Annotated in this window: 16 protein-coding genes and 1 tRNA gene; 5 read left to right on the top strand and 12 right to left on the bottom strand. The window is 71.0% G+C overall.

Annotated features, from left to right (window positions below; all coding sequences use genetic code 11):
* Positions 1 to 39 precede the first annotated feature (39 nt).
* The 7 genes from F4554_RS07920 to F4554_RS07890 form a co-directional block, all read right to left on the bottom strand.
* Entirely contained in the window at positions 40 to 1155 is a 1116-nt protein-coding gene (locus tag F4554_RS07920; protein ID WP_179786784.1) for a phosphotransferase enzyme family protein, read from the bottom strand.
* Between the two features lie 135 nt (positions 1156 to 1290).
* On the bottom strand, positions 1291 to 1518 hold the full coding sequence (locus tag F4554_RS07915; protein ID WP_179786783.1) for a hypothetical protein: 228 nt from the start codon (positions 1516 to 1518) through the stop codon (positions 1291 to 1293).
* A gap of 180 nt (positions 1519 to 1698) precedes the next feature.
* Positions 1699 to 1775: transfer RNA gene (locus F4554_RS07910), tRNA-Met, on the bottom strand.
* Between the two features lie 128 nt (positions 1776 to 1903).
* Complete coding sequence (locus F4554_RS07905) at positions 1904 to 4900, bottom strand: UPF0182 family protein (protein WP_179786782.1); 2997 nt, start codon at positions 4898 to 4900, stop codon at positions 1904 to 1906.
* A gap of 200 nt (positions 4901 to 5100) precedes the next feature.
* Positions 5101 to 6156 carry a YlbL family protein gene (locus F4554_RS07900; protein WP_179786781.1) on the bottom strand — a complete coding sequence of 352 codons (1056 nt, stop codon included), beginning with the start codon at positions 6154 to 6156 and terminating at the stop codon, positions 5101 to 5103.
* A gap of 72 nt (positions 6157 to 6228) precedes the next feature.
* On the bottom strand, positions 6229 to 6696 hold the full coding sequence (locus F4554_RS07895) for a molybdenum cofactor biosynthesis protein MoaE (protein WP_179786780.1): 468 nt from the start codon (positions 6694 to 6696) through the stop codon (positions 6229 to 6231).
* Positions 6693 to 7733 (bottom strand): NAD-dependent epimerase/dehydratase family protein, encoded by a 1041-nt coding sequence (locus tag F4554_RS07890; protein ID WP_337795926.1) that lies wholly within the window; start codon positions 7731 to 7733, stop codon positions 6693 to 6695. The genes F4554_RS07895 and F4554_RS07890 overlap by 4 nt, the downstream gene beginning before the upstream one ends.
* A gap of 226 nt (positions 7734 to 7959) precedes the next feature.
* On the opposite strand from F4554_RS07890, the gene F4554_RS07885 reads away from it, so the two are divergent.
* Together F4554_RS07885 and F4554_RS07880 are read left to right on the top strand one after the other, a co-directional pair.
* Positions 7960 to 9294 carry a zinc-dependent metalloprotease gene (locus F4554_RS07885; protein ID WP_179786779.1) on the top strand — a complete coding sequence of 445 codons (1335 nt, stop codon included), beginning with the start codon at positions 7960 to 7962 and terminating at the stop codon, positions 9292 to 9294.
* A complete protein-coding gene (locus F4554_RS07880; protein ID WP_179786778.1) occupies positions 9291 to 9860 on the top strand; it encodes an NUDIX domain-containing protein in 570 nt (189 codons plus the stop codon). The genes F4554_RS07885 and F4554_RS07880 overlap by 4 nt, the downstream gene beginning before the upstream one ends.
* Positions 9861 to 9914: 54 nt before the next feature.
* Here the strand turns inward: F4554_RS07880 and F4554_RS07875 are convergent, their stop codons facing one another.
* Complete coding sequence (locus F4554_RS07875) at positions 9915 to 10154, bottom strand: hypothetical protein (RefSeq protein ID WP_202889199.1); 240 nt, start codon at positions 10152 to 10154, stop codon at positions 9915 to 9917.
* A 243-nt stretch (positions 10155 to 10397) separates the two neighbouring features.
* Here F4554_RS07875 and def point away from each other — a divergent pair, with 243 nt between their 5' ends.
* A complete protein-coding gene (gene def, locus F4554_RS07870) occupies positions 10398 to 10976 on the top strand; it encodes a peptide deformylase (protein WP_337795925.1) in 579 nt (192 codons plus the stop codon).
* A gap of 84 nt (positions 10977 to 11060) precedes the next feature.
* Here the strand turns inward: def and F4554_RS07865 are convergent, their stop codons facing one another.
* The 3 genes from F4554_RS07865 to F4554_RS07855 all read right to left on the bottom strand — a co-directional run bounded on the left by F4554_RS07865 (position 11061) and on the right by F4554_RS07855 (position 13086).
* Positions 11061 to 11660: an STAS domain-containing protein gene (locus F4554_RS07865; RefSeq protein WP_179786777.1), complete on the bottom strand. Its 600-nt coding sequence runs from the start codon at positions 11658 to 11660 to the stop codon at positions 11061 to 11063.
* Between the two features lie 183 nt (positions 11661 to 11843).
* On the bottom strand, positions 11844 to 12269 hold the full coding sequence (locus F4554_RS07860) for a hypothetical protein (protein ID WP_179786776.1): 426 nt from the start codon (positions 12267 to 12269) through the stop codon (positions 11844 to 11846).
* A gap of 229 nt (positions 12270 to 12498) precedes the next feature.
* Positions 12499 to 13086 carry a YgjP-like metallopeptidase domain-containing protein gene (locus F4554_RS07855; protein ID WP_179786775.1) on the bottom strand — a complete coding sequence of 196 codons (588 nt, stop codon included), beginning with the start codon at positions 13084 to 13086 and terminating at the stop codon, positions 12499 to 12501.
* Between the two features lie 585 nt (positions 13087 to 13671).
* On the opposite strand from F4554_RS07855, the gene F4554_RS07850 reads away from it, so the two are divergent.
* Complete coding sequence (locus tag F4554_RS07850; RefSeq protein WP_020575848.1) at positions 13672 to 13830, top strand: DUF5679 domain-containing protein; 159 nt, start codon at positions 13672 to 13674, stop codon at positions 13828 to 13830.
* Between the two features lie 27 nt (positions 13831 to 13857).
* On the opposite strand, the gene F4554_RS07845 is transcribed toward F4554_RS07850, so the two are convergent.
* Positions 13858 to 14445 (bottom strand): hypothetical protein, encoded by a 588-nt coding sequence (locus tag F4554_RS07845; RefSeq protein ID WP_202889198.1) that lies wholly within the window; start codon positions 14443 to 14445, stop codon positions 13858 to 13860.
* A gap of 158 nt (positions 14446 to 14603) precedes the next feature.
* Between F4554_RS07845 and F4554_RS07840 the strand changes: the two genes are divergently transcribed.
* A complete protein-coding gene (locus F4554_RS07840; protein WP_179786774.1) occupies positions 14604 to 15671 on the top strand; it encodes a ThiF family adenylyltransferase in 1068 nt (355 codons plus the stop codon).
* Positions 15672 to 15737 lie beyond the last annotated feature (66 nt).

Raw genomic sequence — 15737 nt, 5'->3', positions numbered from 1 at the left:
CGCCGGCCGCTGGTCGACTGCGTTGTCGGGCCACGGGGTTCAGTTCCGCACTGCGGCGATCGCCTGTGCCGCCACACGTTCGGCATGCTCGTGGCTGTTCGGCTGCATCCATCCCTCGTCCATGGCCGGGATGCGACCGTCGTTGACGGTCATCCGGAAGCCGAGACATTCCAGCCAGAGCGCCCGCATGTTGAGGATCGCGGGGAGCCGGTGGCGTTCGTCATCGCCGAGTCGGACGTGCTTGGAGTAGCCATGCATGACCGCGGCAATGTTCTCGGTGGCGTTGTGTTCGGCTGCGGTGCGCAGAAGCCAGGCCAGTGCGGGCAGGCGGGGACCGCGCCCGGATCCTGCCCAGCCAACGATCGAGAGGTTGCCGGGTATGCCGACGGCGGCCCAGGGATGATAGTTGCCGTGGGTCAGCGCCTCGGGCAGGCCTTCGGCGTCGTCAGCCTTCTCGACCTGGTCGCGCAGCCACTCGAACTTCTCGCGAGCCGCGGCGTTCACCTCGTCCTCGACGCTGATCAGGAAGCTCATCGCGGCCGCCAGATCCTCTTTCGGCCGCCCCACATGGAAGCCGCCGTCGGTCTCTTCGGCACCGCCATCCCGGGCGACAGCGCCGCCAGCCGCGGGAAGCGTGTGCAGCCGACCCAGGAGGTCACCAAGTTCATGCCAGACGGCGGGCGAGCTCGGGCGTCCGCCTTCGATGAACTTGGTGACGATGATTCCCTTGCCGCCAAGGGCTGTCACGGGATCATCGCGGGCGATCCGTTCGGCCGGAAAGTCGTGAGCCGCGAGGAACTGCAGGATTTCGGCGTCACCCTGTACGCGGCTGACCCGGTCGGCCGATGAGGAGAAGATCCGCGCTATCCACCGCTGACCGTCGACGTGCTTGACGACCAGGGTCGAGGGATAGTGACCGGGCCAGGAGCCGTCCGGACGCGTGGCGGGATCGTCATCGATCGGCAGGATCGAGTTGATCTCGATCCCGTACTGCTGTTCAAGATGGGCCTTCAGCGGCACCTGCTCGAACGGGCGGGAGTGGATGAACTCCTGCCGATTCGCCAATTCCAGATCGGCCCGCGCCTGGGTGTATCGCTGCCCGGTTGCGCGGGCTCGCTCACGCGCCGCGCGCTTGAAGCTGCTCTGCTTGGTCATGACAAGCCTCCTCGACGTGTCCTCGCTCCCCAGCAACGTGACACTCGAACAGGCCTGAACCGGTTGCGACCGTGAGGGCAGATTCCCCTTCGCCATCCCGAGGCCCGGCTGGGGCGAGTCCTCGCAGGCTCGGCGTCAGGTCAACGCAGCGGGCCGATCATCATGCGGAAACGACACGATGTCAACCATCACCCACAAGAGCGCCAGCCTGTACAACCAACCAATCACGGCCCGTAAAAGGGCCTCGACGACTTGAGCGAGTGCCTTCGCAGCGTGTTTGGTGTCCGGGTGAAAAGGATCGCCCGCGAGCTGCCCGGTCAGGGGACCCTCGGGCGTGATCACGGGGCCCAACAGCGCCGCCACGAGGCCTTCCCGAGCCGCGGGTGTCAGCCGACGAGCTGCTGCAGGATCGTCGGGTCATTGATCGTGTCGTCGCGCGCAAGCGATCCGGCCCTGGCCTCAACGATCACGGGCTTACTCTGCACCCACGAAGCCCTGGCATACGAACAGAGGCCCGGAGGAAATCCTCCGGGCCTCTGTCGTTGGTAGCGGGGGCAGGATTCGAACCTGCGACCTCTGGGTTATGAGCCCAGCGAGCTACCGAGCTGCTCCACCCCGCGGCGACGTGTTAAAGAGTACGGGTCACGGTGGCCGAGTGCAAATCGGCCCCCTCCGCCGCAGGACGGGAGCATTCGCCCGGGTTTGCCCGGGTCGTCGTCCCGGCCTACGGCGGAGGTCTGTGCGCCGCCTATCCGGGCCGGGGCGCCGGCGTGGGCGTGCGGGTCGGCGTCGCCTTGGGGGTCGGTTTCGGGGTCGCCTTGCCCGCCTGGTCGCGTTCCGCGGCCTGGGCCTTCGCCGCCCGGCCGACCGCCTCCTGCGCCCGCGCTACCGCGTCCGCGTACCCCTTGAGGTCGCCCTTCTGCAACGAGGCCTGAGCCTGGTCGAAGGCCTTGCTCGCCTCGGCCAGCGCCGCGGCCACCGTCTCCGAGGGCTGGCTCGGCTGGTTGGGCTGGTTCGGCTGCTTGCCGGGTTGTTCGGGCTGGTTCGGCTGGCCGCCGGCGTTCTCCCCGGTGTCGGCACCCGCGTCGCCCTGGAACACCATGTTCAGCGCTTCCTGCAGCGTCGTGCCCACCCCGGTCTGCCCGCCGAAGGACGCCAGCACGAGCCGGAGCAGCGGGTACGACGCGTCGCTCGGGCCACGCTGGACGTACACCGGCTGCACGTAGAGCAGTCCGCCACCGACCGGCAACGTGAGCAGGTTGCCCTTGATCGCCTGGCTCTCGCCCTGTCGAAGCGGCAGCAGAGCGGCCGCAACCCGCGTGTCGGAGTCGAGCTTGTTGGCGATCTGGCTCGGCCCGTCGATCTGGGTCTTGTCGGCGAGTTGCAGTACCCGGATCTTGCCGTAGTTCTTCGACCTCGCGTCGGCGTCGACGGCCACGAACGCCGCGAGGTTCTCGCGGTTGAAGTAGATGTAGGTCGAGGTGAGGGAGAACGCCGGGCTCTTCTCCCCCGGCATCCGCACCGACAGGTAGTACGCCGGCTGCTTCGCGCTCTGCCGAGTCGGGTCGGACGGCACCCGCCACCGCTCGGTGCCCTGGTAGAAGGACCCGGCGTCGGTGACGTGGTACTGCGCGAGGATCTCCCGCTGGATCTTCATCAGGTCCTCGGGATAGCGCACGTGGTCCAGCAGCGCGTCGGGCATCTTCGACTTCGGCTGCACGGTGTTGGGGAACGCCTTCATCCAGGTGCGCAGCACCGGGTCCTTGTCGTCCCACTGGTACAGCGAGACGGTGCCGTCGTAGGCGTCGACCGTCGCCTTCACCGAGTTGCGTACGTAGTTGAGGCGTTCGCTCGGCTGACCCGCGATCGCCGGCTGCCGCGACAGCGACGTCGAGGTCGCGTCGTCCAGCAGCACCCGCTGGGACAGCGGGTAGTCGGCCGACATCGTGTAGCCGTCGACGATCCACTTGATCCGGCCGTCGACGACCGCGGGGTAGGGGTCGGAGTCGAGGCTCAGCCACGGTGCGACCTTCTGCACCCGGTCGCGCGGGTCACGGTCGTACAGCACCTTCGAGTCGGAGTTGATCCGGGACTGGTTGAGCAGGATGTTGAAGTCCTGGAACTTCGCGGCGTAGAGCAGCCGGCTGCCGAACGACCCGATCGGCACCCCGCCCTTGCCCTGGTAGGTGTTGGTGGTCTTGGCGTCACCGCTGCCGCCGGGGATGTCCAGCTCCACCGGCTTGGCGCCCTTGGGCGCACCCACGATGGAGTACGGCGGCGACTCCTCGCCGAAGTAGATCCGCGGCTCGAACTTCCCGAGCTCACCCTGGGTGGGGATACCGCCCTGCAGCCACTGTGGACTGCCCTCAGCGGTGCGCTGGTTGCCGTACGCGCCCACCAGTCCGTAGCCGTGGGTGTAGACGGTGTGGTCGTTGTTCCAGTTGCGCTGGTCGGCCGGGACGCCGGCGAGGCTCAGCTCGCGCACCGCCACCACCGCGTCGCGCGACTCGCCATTGATCTTGTAGCGGTCGACGTCCAGCGGCTTGTTGAAGGTGTAGAAGCCGCGCACCTGCTGCAGTTGCTCGAACGTCTCCCCCACGATCGCGGGGTCGATCAGGCGTACGCCCGGCAGGGTCTCGGCGTCGTCGGCCAGCTGACCTGCGGTGGTGGACGTCTTCGCGGTGTACTCGGTCACCTCCGCGCCGTTCACGCCGTACGCCTGCCTGGTGGCGTCGATGTTGCGCTGGATGAACTTGCTCTCCTTGACCGGCTCGTTCGGGCGTACGGTCACCTGCTGGATGATCGCCGGCCACGCCCAGCCGAGCAGCACCGTGGACAGCACCAGCAGGCCGACCCCGAGCCCGGGCAGCAGCCAGGTGCGTCGGACGACGTTGGCGAAGAACAACAGCGCGCAGATCACCGCGATCACCGTCAACACCGTCTTGGCAGGAAGGACGGCGTGCGCGTCGGTGTAGGTGAGGCCGGTGAACGCCTGGTTGGACATCCGGTGCCCTGCGGTGACCAGGCCGTAGCGGTCGAACCAGTAGGCGACCGCCTTGAGGAGAACGAACAGCCCGAGCAGCACCGACACGTGCGCCTGGGCGGCGGCGGACGCCTTCTGCCCCTGCGTCTGCAGCCGGATGCCGCCGTAGAGATAGTGCGCGACCAGGGCGGCGATCAGCGACAGCACGATGACGGAGAAGCCGAACCCGATCAGGAAGCGGTACCACGGATAGCCGAACACGAAGAACGACACGTCCAGCCCGAACTGCGGGTCCTTGGTGCCGAAGCTCGTGGCGTTACGCCACTGCAGGAACGTCTCCCAGCGGCCGGCCGCACTCGACCCCGCGATCAGCGCCAGCAGCAGCACCGCGACTCCCGCGATCAGCTTGCGGTGCGGGTCGACCACGGCGCGGTAGCGGTCCAGGGTCTGCTGCTCGGTCGACATCGCGCGGTAGCGGGGCCGCAGGCGGTACGCCAGGGCGAGGTTGGCGAAGACCACAGCGCCCAGGAGGACACCGAAGACGGCGAACATCCCGATCTTGGTGACCAGCGTCGTGGTGAAGACCCCGGAGTAGTCGACCGCGCGGAACCACAGCCGCTCGGTCCAGAAGTTGGTGAAGATCCCGAAGACCGCCATGAGTACGACCAGCACCACGATCGTGGGAACCAGTGCCCGGGTGCGGACGTTGCCCCTGGGGAAGCCTCGCCTGGACGGATCGCGCGGGGCGGAGAAGCTGCTCACGTGGTCCTCGTTCCTCGGTGCGGGGTGTCTCTTCGGCCTGGGTCGTCGGTCGGGGATCTTCGGCGAGGTCGGGTGAGTGGGTACACCGAAGCGGACGCACGGGACGTCCCGCCGTCAGTGAGGCAACTTCGGGCAAGGCCGCGGAGTTCCCACCTGCCCGGTCAATCGTCGCGCCAGGTCGATCGTCGTGCGAGACCGGGTCAGCCTCTGCCGCAGCTCGGCACGGTGGCCTTGGGGTTCTTGTTCAGGGTCTTCAACGCCGAGACGGCATCACGCAGTGATGCGATCCGGACGAGCCGGATGTCCTTGGTGGACGCCCCGGCCGCGGCCGGGCAGTTCGCCGCCGGGACGAGGAACGTCGTGGCGCCACCCTCCTTCGCACCGGCGATCTTCTGCTGGATCCCGCCGATCGGGCCGACCTTGCCGTCGGCGTCGATGGTGCCGGTGCCGGCGACGTGCCGGCCTCCGGTCAGCTGGCCGGTGGTGAGCTTGTCGACGATCGCGAGCGCGAACATCGTGCCCGCGCTCGGCCCGCCGATGTCCTGGCCGAGGTTGATCCGCACGGCGAACGGGAACTGGAAGCCGTCGAACGGCTGGATCCCCACGAACGCGCGCTTGGCGTCGGTCGGCGACTTCGTGGTGGTGATGGTGACCTCACGCGGCTTGCCGCCCCGGCGTACGGAGAACAGCAGCTTGTCCCCCGGCTGGTGCCGGCCGACGAGCGCCACGACCTGCTGGGCGCTGGTGACCTTGGTGCCGTCGACGGCGAGGATCACGTCGGCGGCCTTCAGCCGGCCCACCGCCGGCGACTTCTCCACCACGGCCTTGACCTGCACCACCGAGGTCACCTTGTCGCCGGTCTGGCGCAGCGCGGCGGCGACCGCCGCCTGCTGGGAGGTCTCCATCTGCTCGGCGTTCTGCTGCTGCACCTGCTCCGCCGTCTGGTTGGGCGGGTAGACGTAGTCGCGGGGAATGACGGCCACCCGCGGGTCGAGCCACCCGGCCACCATGCCGGCGAGGTCGAGCTTCTGGTCCGGGCTGGTGACCGCCACCGTGGTGAGGTCCAGCTGCCCCTTCGTGGGGTAGGTCCGGTGTCCCTCGATGGTGATGACCGGTTTGCCTCGTACCTTGCCCAGGGTGTTTTCAGTCGGCCCGGGGCTCATCGCGACGTACGGAACCGGTACCAACCACGCGAGAGCGACCAGGGCGACGAGCAGGACGGCGGTCAGCGCCATCGTCGCGGTACGGCGGGACATGGGGGCAAGGTTAGGTGACGACGCCCCCGCCACCTCGACAGGCGTGCTCGAGACGCGCTCCGGACCCTTGGGTCAGTCCTGTGCGCCTACCCACTCCGCGTCGCCGTCGGTGAACCGCTGGTGCTTCCACAACGGCACCCGCGCCTTCAGGTCGTCGATCAACATCCGGGCTGCGGCGAACGCCGCGTCCCGGTGGGGTGCGGACACTCCCACGACGACCGCGGCCTCGCCGACGGCCAGGTCACCGGTGCGGTGCACCGCCGCGAGGCCGCACACCGGATGCGCCGCGACGACCTCCTCGGCGACGGCGCGCAGCTCACGCAGCGCGAGCGGGTGCGCTTCGTACCCGAGTTCGGTCACCGAGCGGCCCTCGTCGTGGTCGCGGACCGCCCCCACGAACAGGCAGAAGCCACCCGCGCGCGGATCGGCGATCGCCGTGAGCACCTCGTCGGCGGACAGCGGGGTCTCGCGCAGGTCGAGCAACCGGATCTGGTCCGGTGCCGTCGCGGTGGCCGCGGTGTGCTCGGTCGAGTCGGTCACGATCCCCCTCTGGTCTTGCGGCGCCTGGCCCGGCGGACGACCGCTGCCGTACCCAGCAGCGCCACCGTCGCACCGGCCGCGCCCAGCGTGGCGGTCTCCCGCCGGCCGATCCGCCGGCCGAGCGCGGTGTGCCGTCCGGCCACGTCGGTCGCGAGCGCCTCGCACGCGGTGGTGTTGTCGTGGACGGGACGCCAGCCGGCGGCCAGCAACTTGTCCGAGGAGACTACCCAGGGGTGGCTGACGTAGGCGAGGTCGCTGGCCGGTGCGGGGGTGAGCCCGAGCCGGTGCAGGCGTTCGGCCGCGCCCAGCGCGAGACTCTCGGGGAGTTCGAGCCGGGGCAGGCCGACGAGCTTCTCCACCTCGTCCTGCTCGAGGTAGCCCTCGCTGCCGACCGTCACCGAACCCTCGACCCGGCCGAGCGTCGCCCACTCCAGCGCGCTCAGCAGGTCGTCGACGTGGCAGAACTGCCAGCTCGGCCGGCTGCCCCGGATCACCAGCAGCCGCGCCGCCTCGAAGTGCCGGGTGAGGAAGGTGTCGACGGCTCCGCCCACCACCATCGCCGGCCGCACCACGGTCACCGACAGCCCCGGGTGTGCCCGCGGCGCCCGCCGGGCCAGCCACTCGATCTCCAGCAGGTCGGCCACCACGCCCTCGGGCCGGGCGCGCAGCGGTGCGTCGTCGGCCAGCGGCACGGGGTTGTCGGCGAGCGCGCCGTACACCATCGCGCTCGTACACAGCACGATCCGGGGTACGCCGGACGCCGCTGCCGCGGTCAGCACGGTCTGCGCACCGCGGACATTGCGGGCACTCCGCTGCCGCGGCTCTGAATCGGGCGAAAGGTCGACGTCGAGGTGCACCACCACGTCACACCCGGCGATCCGCTGCGCAACGGCGGGGTCCCGGACGTCCAGCACCCGCCACTCCACGCCCTCGACGTCGCCGCGTCGCTCGTCCAGGCCGACGACGCGGTTGATCTCGCCCAGGCCGGCCAGCCGCTCGACCAGGGCCCGGCCCAGCCCGGAGGCAGCACCGGTCACCGCGACGACCAGACCACCGCCTCGACGGGCCCGCGGGGTTCGACGCGTGGTGCGCCGGGGTCGCCGGGCACCAACGGGGGTGGGTTCGTCGTTCAGTGGGAGACTCCCGGGCTAGGTTGGACGACATGAACTGCTCGCTTCGTGCGGTTGGGACGCGTCGGGCGGCACAGCCCGGATCCGATCCTCACCACACGCAGCTGTCCATCATCCTGCCGGAGGTCCAACCGTGAGCAACGACGAGCCCGGCCCGGGTCGCGAGGGCGAGGAGCCCGAGAAGCGTCCACCCGGCGGTCCGGACAACCCGTTCCCGGGGTTCGACCTCGGCGCGATCTTCGGTCAGCTGCAGAACATGTTCTCGTGGCAGGGCGGCCCTATCAACTGGCAACTCGCCGTCGAGACGGCCAAGCAGACGATCCGCCAGACCGGTGACGCGTCCCTCACCGCACAGGAGCGTGCCCAGGTCGACCAGACCGTACGCCTCGCCGAGCACTGGCTCGACGAGGCCACCAGCCTGCCGGCCGCCTCGGCCGGGCAGGCGCTGGCATGGAACCGCGCCGAGTGGCTGGACGGCACGCTGCCCGCGTGGAAGAAGCTGGTCGAGCCGCTGGCCGCGCACGTGGTCGGCGCCATGGGTCAGGCGCTGCCGGAGCAGGCGGCCGGCATGGGCGCCCAGCTCACCGGCGTTCTGACCCAGGTCGGCGGGATGATGTTCGGCGCCCAGGTCGGTCAGGGCCTCGGCCAGCTCGCCACCGAGGTGGTCGGCGCGACCGACATCGGGCTGCCGCTCGGGCCGGCCGGTCAGCCGGTGCTCGTGCCCGCCAACATCGCGGCGTTCGGCAGCGGGCTGGACCTGCCCGCGGACGACGTACGCCTCTATCTCGCGTTGCGCGAGTGCTCACACCAGCGGCTCTTCCACCACGCGCCGTGGCTGTCCGCGCACCTGTTCTCCGCGGTCGAGGATTACGCCCGCGGGATGCACGTCGACACCTCCAAGCTCGAGGAGGCCGTCGGCACCATCGACATGTCCAACCCCGAGGCGCTCAACGACGCGCTCGCCGGCGGGCTGCTCGAGCCGGAGGAGACGCCCCGGCAGAAGGCCGCGCTGGCCCGGCTGGAGACCGCGCTCGCCCTGGTCGAGGGCTGGGTCGACGACGTGGTCACCTCCGCGGCCACGCCGCGGATGCCGTCCGCTCCGCTGTTGCACGAGGCGATCCGCCGCCGCCGCGCCGAGGGCGGACCCGCCGAGCAGACGTTCGTGACCCTGGTGGGGCTGGAGATCCGGCCGCGGCGGATGCGCGACGCGGCCACGGTCTGGGCGTCGTTGCGGGAGGCCCGCGGGATCAGCGGCCGGGAGGCCCTGTGGGCCCACCCCGACATGCTCCCCACGGGCGACGACCTGGACGACGCGAAGGGCTTCGCCGAGCGGGCCGCCTCACCGGACCGGATGGACATCGGTGACCTGGGCTTCGACGAGCCCGGCCAGGGCCCGGACGACGACCGGCCCGGTGGCGAGGAAGGTCACGGCGACGAGGGTCGCGGCGACGACGGCACCGCCCGGTGAGCGCGCCGCACACCGACCAGGCGAACTCCCTGCACGCAGACGCGGTGCGCGTCCTGTCGACGTGGCAGCCGCCGACACCGGAGCAGGCGACGCTTCGGCAGACCTATCTAGACCATCTCGCCGCCAGGCCCGACGGGATGTGGCGCGCGTGCCGGCCCGCGCACCTCACCGCCGGCATGGTCGTCGTCGACCCGACGGCCGAGCACGTCCTGCTCGTCCTGCACGGGCGGATCCATCGGTGGGTGCAGCCGGGCGGGCACTGTGAGGAGGGTGACGTCTCACTGGCCGCGACAGCCACCCGGGAGGCGGTGGAGGAGACCGGGGTCGCCGATCTGCGGGTGAGCGAGCTGCCACTCCGGTTGTCCAGGCACGGCGCTCCCTGCCTGGCGGAGACGCACCTCGACGTGCAGTACCTCGGCGTCGCTCCGCACGACGCGACGCCGGTGGTCAGCGCGGAGTCGGCGGACGTGCGGTGGTTCGGGGTGCACGAACTCCCCCGCGACATCGCGTCGGGGGTGGCGGACAGCGTGGCGGCCGCGCGTCGGGCGGTGTCGGCGCTCGCCTGAGGCGTTGCCCACTTCCCGCGCGCACAGGCTCGTCAGGCCCGGTCCGGGCTCGGCTCAGGACAGTGCGAGGACGGCGACCACCACAAGGACCACGAGAACGGCCGCGCCGGCGACCATCGTGATCATCCGCGTACGACTGCCGGACGGCGTAGCGCCGCGCTCGTCGACGTACTTCTGGAACATCACCGTGCTGGCAGCCGGGTCCTCCTCGGAGCTGCCCGGCTGGGCCTGGGATCGGGGCGCGTTCGCCGGTGGCTGGTTCACGTCTGCCGGTGGCTTGTTCGGGTCCGCCATGCGAGGACCATACCGACGTGTCCCCGTTCGCTGCGGGTCGGTGCCGCCCGGCGCCGCCCGGCGCCGGTACGTGTCGTCGGCCCTCCCCTGAGTGAGCCGCCGGGGATCCAGCCCGCGCCGTGGCATACGGTGATCGCCGGAGGCCCGAACCGGCACCCCGCCGGCCCCCGGACCGGCGACCGAGGAGCCGGACGAACGACCGGTGCCGCCCAAGTGCGGCTCGACCCTGCTTGAGGAGACACCGTGGGCACGTTGCCCGAGGGAGGAACCGTCCGCCCGATGACGCGGTGGGGCGACCCCGTCATGCACCGCCCCTGCCGGCCGGTCAAGGCGTTCGACCCCGATCTGCAGGGGCTCGTGGCCGACATGACCGCGACGATGGACGCCGCGGACGGCGTGGGCCTCGCCGCCAACCAGATCGGCGTGGATCTTCGGGTGTTCGTCTTCCGCTGCGCCGACGACGAGGGTGTCATCCACCAGGGCGTGGTGTGCAATCCAGTCCTCGCCGTGCCGACCGGCGCCGCCCGCCGCCTGGTGGAGGAGGAGGAAGGCTGCCTGTCCCTCCCCGGCGCATACGCACCGTGTGCCCGGCCCGACGAGGCGACCGTCCGGGGTGCGGACGAGTACGGCAACCCGGTCGAGTTCAGCGGAACCGGCATGCTGGCCCGCTGCCTGCAGCACGAGACCGACCACCTGGACGGAACGGTCTTCGCCGACCGGCTGTCCCGGCGGGTACGCCGGCGGCTGTTCGGGGAGGCGGAGATCGTCGCCGAGGACTTCCCCGACGACTGGCCGGTCTCGTCCCGCCTGGCCGACGGCTGATCCGGCTGCTCTCCTGATCCTCTGATCCGCTGCGCTGGATCCGTGCCGGCCTCGATCTCGGTCCGGCTGCCTGGTCCTGCCCGGTCAGATCGGCAGCGGCGTGAGCCGGTCCTCCAGCTCCGCGAGCACGTCGCGGGTGGTCACGGCCGGTCCGGGCAGATCCTCGAACGCCGCCAGCAGCGCGGTTCGCAGTCGCAGGTGGACCGTGCCGGCGAGCATCCGGGGCACCGCTCCGGTCGCCCGCAGCCGGTCCAGCACCGTGGTCGAGCCGGTCGCGAGGTACAACCGCATCCCGCTCGCCCGCAGCGAATAGCACAGCTCGACCAGTGCCTCACACCCGTCGTCGTCGATGTCCGGTGCCTGGTCGAGAGTGAGCACGACCACGTACGGAAGCGGCCGGCAGGCCCCGATCCGTCGCAGCACCGCGGTGACCAGGACCGACGCCGACGGGCACAGCAGCGCTTCCGTCGGCTGCAGGCAGAGCACGTCCTGCGGGATCGCCGCCCGGCCGGTCAGCGGCCGCGTGCGAGCCGGCTCGACGGGCTGGGCAACCCCGGGGTGGATGAGTGGTGGGGTGACCTGGCCTGGAAACCGCTCGGTCCTCGAACGGCCGGTCGGGCGTTCACCTTTGGTCCCCCGCGGTGCGACCTTACGGGCCAGCCCGAACACGTCATCCAGGATCATCAGCCCGCCCCCGCACCGACGTCTGTCCACCAGCTCCTGAGGGGAGTCTCGGCAACCCGGAGGGAGTTCACCTCACCCGCCCGGGATGAACCCCGGACGACCACCGTCCGAGGACGCGGACCCGGGGGTCGGTCGGGAGATCAACCGCGCAAGATCAGCCGCGCAGGATCAACCCGCGCAGGATCAACCGCGCTCGGACGGGTGCAGCTGGGCGGCGATGTAGGGCCCGACGAGTTCGGAGCAGGCCCGGCGCGGAGCCGCGACCTCCACCATCGCGCCGTCGTCCAGCCGGATCCGCAGCAGCAGCGGGCACGGCCCCAGCCGGCGCAGCGTCGACGGGGCCACCTCGAGGTCCTCGGCGAACCGGCATTCGAGCACAAGCACCTCGTTCAAGGAGAACCGGCGGTAGACCACCAGCACGTCGTGAGCCCACACGGCGTACGACGTTCGCCGCGGCCAGCGGTAGCCCAGGGCCTCCACGCCCCACGAGGTACTGCGCACTTTGCACCGGAACACCCCGGACGCGTTGATGATGCGGCGTCTGCGCGCGAGGATCCGGATGCTGAGGTAGATCCACACCAGCACGGCGCCGGTCAGCAGCCACAGCATGAGCACCTCCCCGCGCGAGGTCGTCAGACTCGCCAGTCCCCCGCTCCACCCTGAGTCGGCACCCGGACGCCCCACCACACCCACGGCGGATGAAACGCGGGGTACGTCACTGCCGGCGCGGGGAGGACGGCGCCGGGCGCTCGCTCAGACGATCAGGCCGGAAGCTCGGTGATCACGCCTGGCGGGTCGGTGGCGAGCACGGTGGCCGGCAGGCGGAGAACGGCGCGGGTCAGTCCGCGCACTCCTCCAGCGGCAGCTGGGCGGCCGCCGCGACCCCCTCGAGGTAGCCGCGTGCCCGATCGGCCTGCGGGTAGTTGCGGACCAGCGACCAGAACCTGGCGGTGTGGCCGGGTTCGACCAGGTGCACCAGCTCGTGGACGAGCACGTAGTCGATCACCCAGGCGGGCATCCCCCGCAGCCGGGTGGACAGCCGGACCGTGCCGTCGCTGGGAGTGCACGAACCCCACCGCATGCCCTGGTTTCCGACCCACCGGACGCTGACCGGCAGCGGAGCGTCTCCGAGATAACGGCGAGTGAGCGTGCGGGCGCGGGTGAGCAACTCCTCGTCGCTGGGCCGCCGGCGCTGCTCCATCGCCGTCAGCCGGTCGAGCATCACCCCGACCCAGCGGCGTTCCTCGTCCACGCTCATCCGCGCGGGAAGAAGCACCACCACCCGATCGCCCTCGCGGTAGGCACTCACGGTGCGGCGCCGGCGGGGGCTGCGGCGTACCTCCACGTGGCAAGGCTCACAGCGCGAGGGGTCGGTCTTCCCGCCCGGTCGCGGCTCGGTGCGCTGCCTCGGTGCCGGCTTGGCCACGACTGCAACGTACCCCGCCGCACCGACAGGAGCGGCTCAGGTTCGCCGGGTGAGTTTCTTCTCCACAATCGGTGGATGACCAAATACGCAGGTCACAGCGTTATTTGGCCGAGATCGCGCACATTGTCCACAACCGCGTCCCCAGGCTGTCCACCGTCGTGCGGCCACCCTACACAACCTCTCCACAGATCCGTCCACATCGGGATGAAAGCTGACATTGACGCCCGTCGGCCAGGGTCGTAGGTTCGGCAGACACGAGCCCCCGGAAGGGCCGAGCCCGTTCGCAAGGGGAAGGCGAACGGACCAGGACAACTCCGGGGGTTTCGTACGTCCGGATCCCGGCTCACCGGACTCGGTCGCGACGCCGCCCCCGGTGGGGGGTAACGTCGACACGGCGTCGCACCGATCGACCACTTCCCGGGCCATCGGTCACGCACAGGCATAAAAGTGCGCACCATGGGCAGGACGTGAGCCATCCGCGTGCCGAGCACTCATCGGTCAGCGGCGCTGCAATAAAGTGACCCGAGATCGGGCGGCCCGGGCTGGTCCGCCCTGCCCCGACCCAGCACAGCGAGGAGGGCCGTCATGGCGGAGACCTACACAGGCGAGTTCTACTGTGTGAAATGCAAGGCCAAGCGCAACGCGACCGGCGAGATCAAGGTCAACGACAAGGGCACAAGGATGGCCAAGGCCACCTGTCCCGAGTGTGGCACCAACCTCAACCGGATCTTGGGCAAGGCCTGACGATCACCAGACGCTTCGTGCGGGCGGTCACCCCGGTGGCCGCCCGTCCGAGTGTCCGGCAGGCAGTCCGGCGGCCGTGGAGCGTTCCTGCAGTGCCGCCAGGTAGCGGTTGTACGCCGTGAGCGCCGCCTCGTCCGTCCCGTCCTCGACCTCAGCCGGGTCGGCCACGTCGCCTCCCGCGGCGGAGCGAGCCACGGCACCGTCCGGCCGCACCAGCCGCTTCGGCGGCAGCGGCGGCAACTCGGCGAGTTCGTCGCCCGTACGCCGGTCGGCTTCCCGGCGATCGTCCGGCCCCGGGCCCGCTCGCCCGTCGGCGGCTTCGTGTTCCGCCGACTCCCGCCGGCTATCCCGCAGCAGCCGCCACCACACGTAGATCGCGAACACCGCGAAGAACGGCCACTGCAGCGCGTAGCCGAAGTTCTGCCAGTCGCCCGTCCGCGACTCGAACCGTCCCAGTTGCCACCAGGCGAGGAACAGGAACGCCGCGACGGCCAGGACGACCACCAGCGTGAAGGCGACCCAGTGCCAGCTGAACAGCCGGCGAAGCAGGCTCGTGGGCGCGGGCCGGGACTCCTCGGAGTCGTCGGGCGTGCCGGCGCCGGGCTTGTCGTCCACTTCGCTTCCACTCCCCGCGCGCATCGCGGTCGGCCACATCCTGCGCCGACGATAACACCGCCTGTGGACAACTCGGGCTGTGGACGACGCCCACCGGCGGGCCCTCGGTCGTGGCAGGCTTCGTTCCCTCGCCGCCGACTCGTCCGGGGAGGTCACCCGTGCGCCCACAGATCAAGCCCGCCCTGCGCCGGGTATGGCGGGACGGACAGACCGTCCAGATCGGGCTGGACCCCGCCCACTCGCTGGTGGTCACCGGACTCGACGCCGGTCTGCGGCACCTGGTTGAGAGCCTGTCGGGTGCCTGCTCGGAGGAGGATCTGATCACCGCCGCGCTCGCCGAGGGAGTCAGCCTGCCGCGTGCGCACCGGCTGCTCCGGCTGCTCGACGAGGCGGGCGCCCTGCAGGACGCCGCGTCCGCCGAGGCGGTGTGGGAAGGGGTCGGGCCGGCCGAGCGCGAACGCCTGACACCCGACCTCGCGGCCCGTCGGCTGGGCACGTCCGACGCCGACGGCGAGTGGCTGCGCCGCCGCCGGGACGCCGCCGTCTGCGTGTTCGGCGCCGGCCGGATCGGTGCGTCGGTGGCCGCCCTGCTCGCCGCCGGCGGACTGGGCCGGGTCGACGTGAGCGACCGGACCGTCACCCGCCCTGCCGACCTGGCGCCGGCCGGACTCTGCACGGGTGACGTCGGCCGGCCGCGCGCCGTCGGCGCCGCCCGCGCCGCGAAGGTTGCCGGGCCCTCGACCGAGGTCGGCGCCGGAGGTGTCGGTGGCACCACCGAACGCCCCGACCTCGCGGTGCTCGCCCCCGACGAGGAGCCCGACCGCAACCTCGCCGACGCGCTCGTCCGCGCCGGGGTGCCGCACCTCGTGGTCCGGATGCGGGAGGGCCGGGCGATCCTCGGCCCGTTCGTCCTGCCCGGCACGTCGTCCTGCGTCCGCTGCCACGACCTGCACCGCACCGCCCGCGACCCGCGGTGGCCGGACATCCTGGCCCAGACCGTCGGAGCGCCGAGTGGGGTGCCCGCGTGCGACGTCGTGCTCGCGACCGCGGTCGCCGGGCATGCCGTCCTGCACGTGCTGGCGTTCATCGACGGTGGCCGGCCACCGTCGGTGGACGCGACCCTGGAGATGACCGTTCCGCACGGCACCATCCGCCGGCGTTCGTGGTCGACCCACCCGGCATGCGGCTGCAACTGGGACCCCGAGCCCGCGCCGGTCGCCGCCTGACCAGACCCACCCCCCACCGCCCGGTTCCGTCGTCGGACAGCCTGTCGGTGGTCGGCTCTAGGTTCT

The sequence above is a fragment of the Actinopolymorpha rutila genome (assembly GCF_013407855.1).
GTDB classification, from domain to species: Bacteria; Actinomycetota; Actinomycetes; order Propionibacteriales; family Actinopolymorphaceae; genus Actinopolymorpha; species Actinopolymorpha rutila.
Note: the sequence above shows the minus strand (reverse complement) of the source record. Positions and strands in the feature narration are given on the sequence as shown.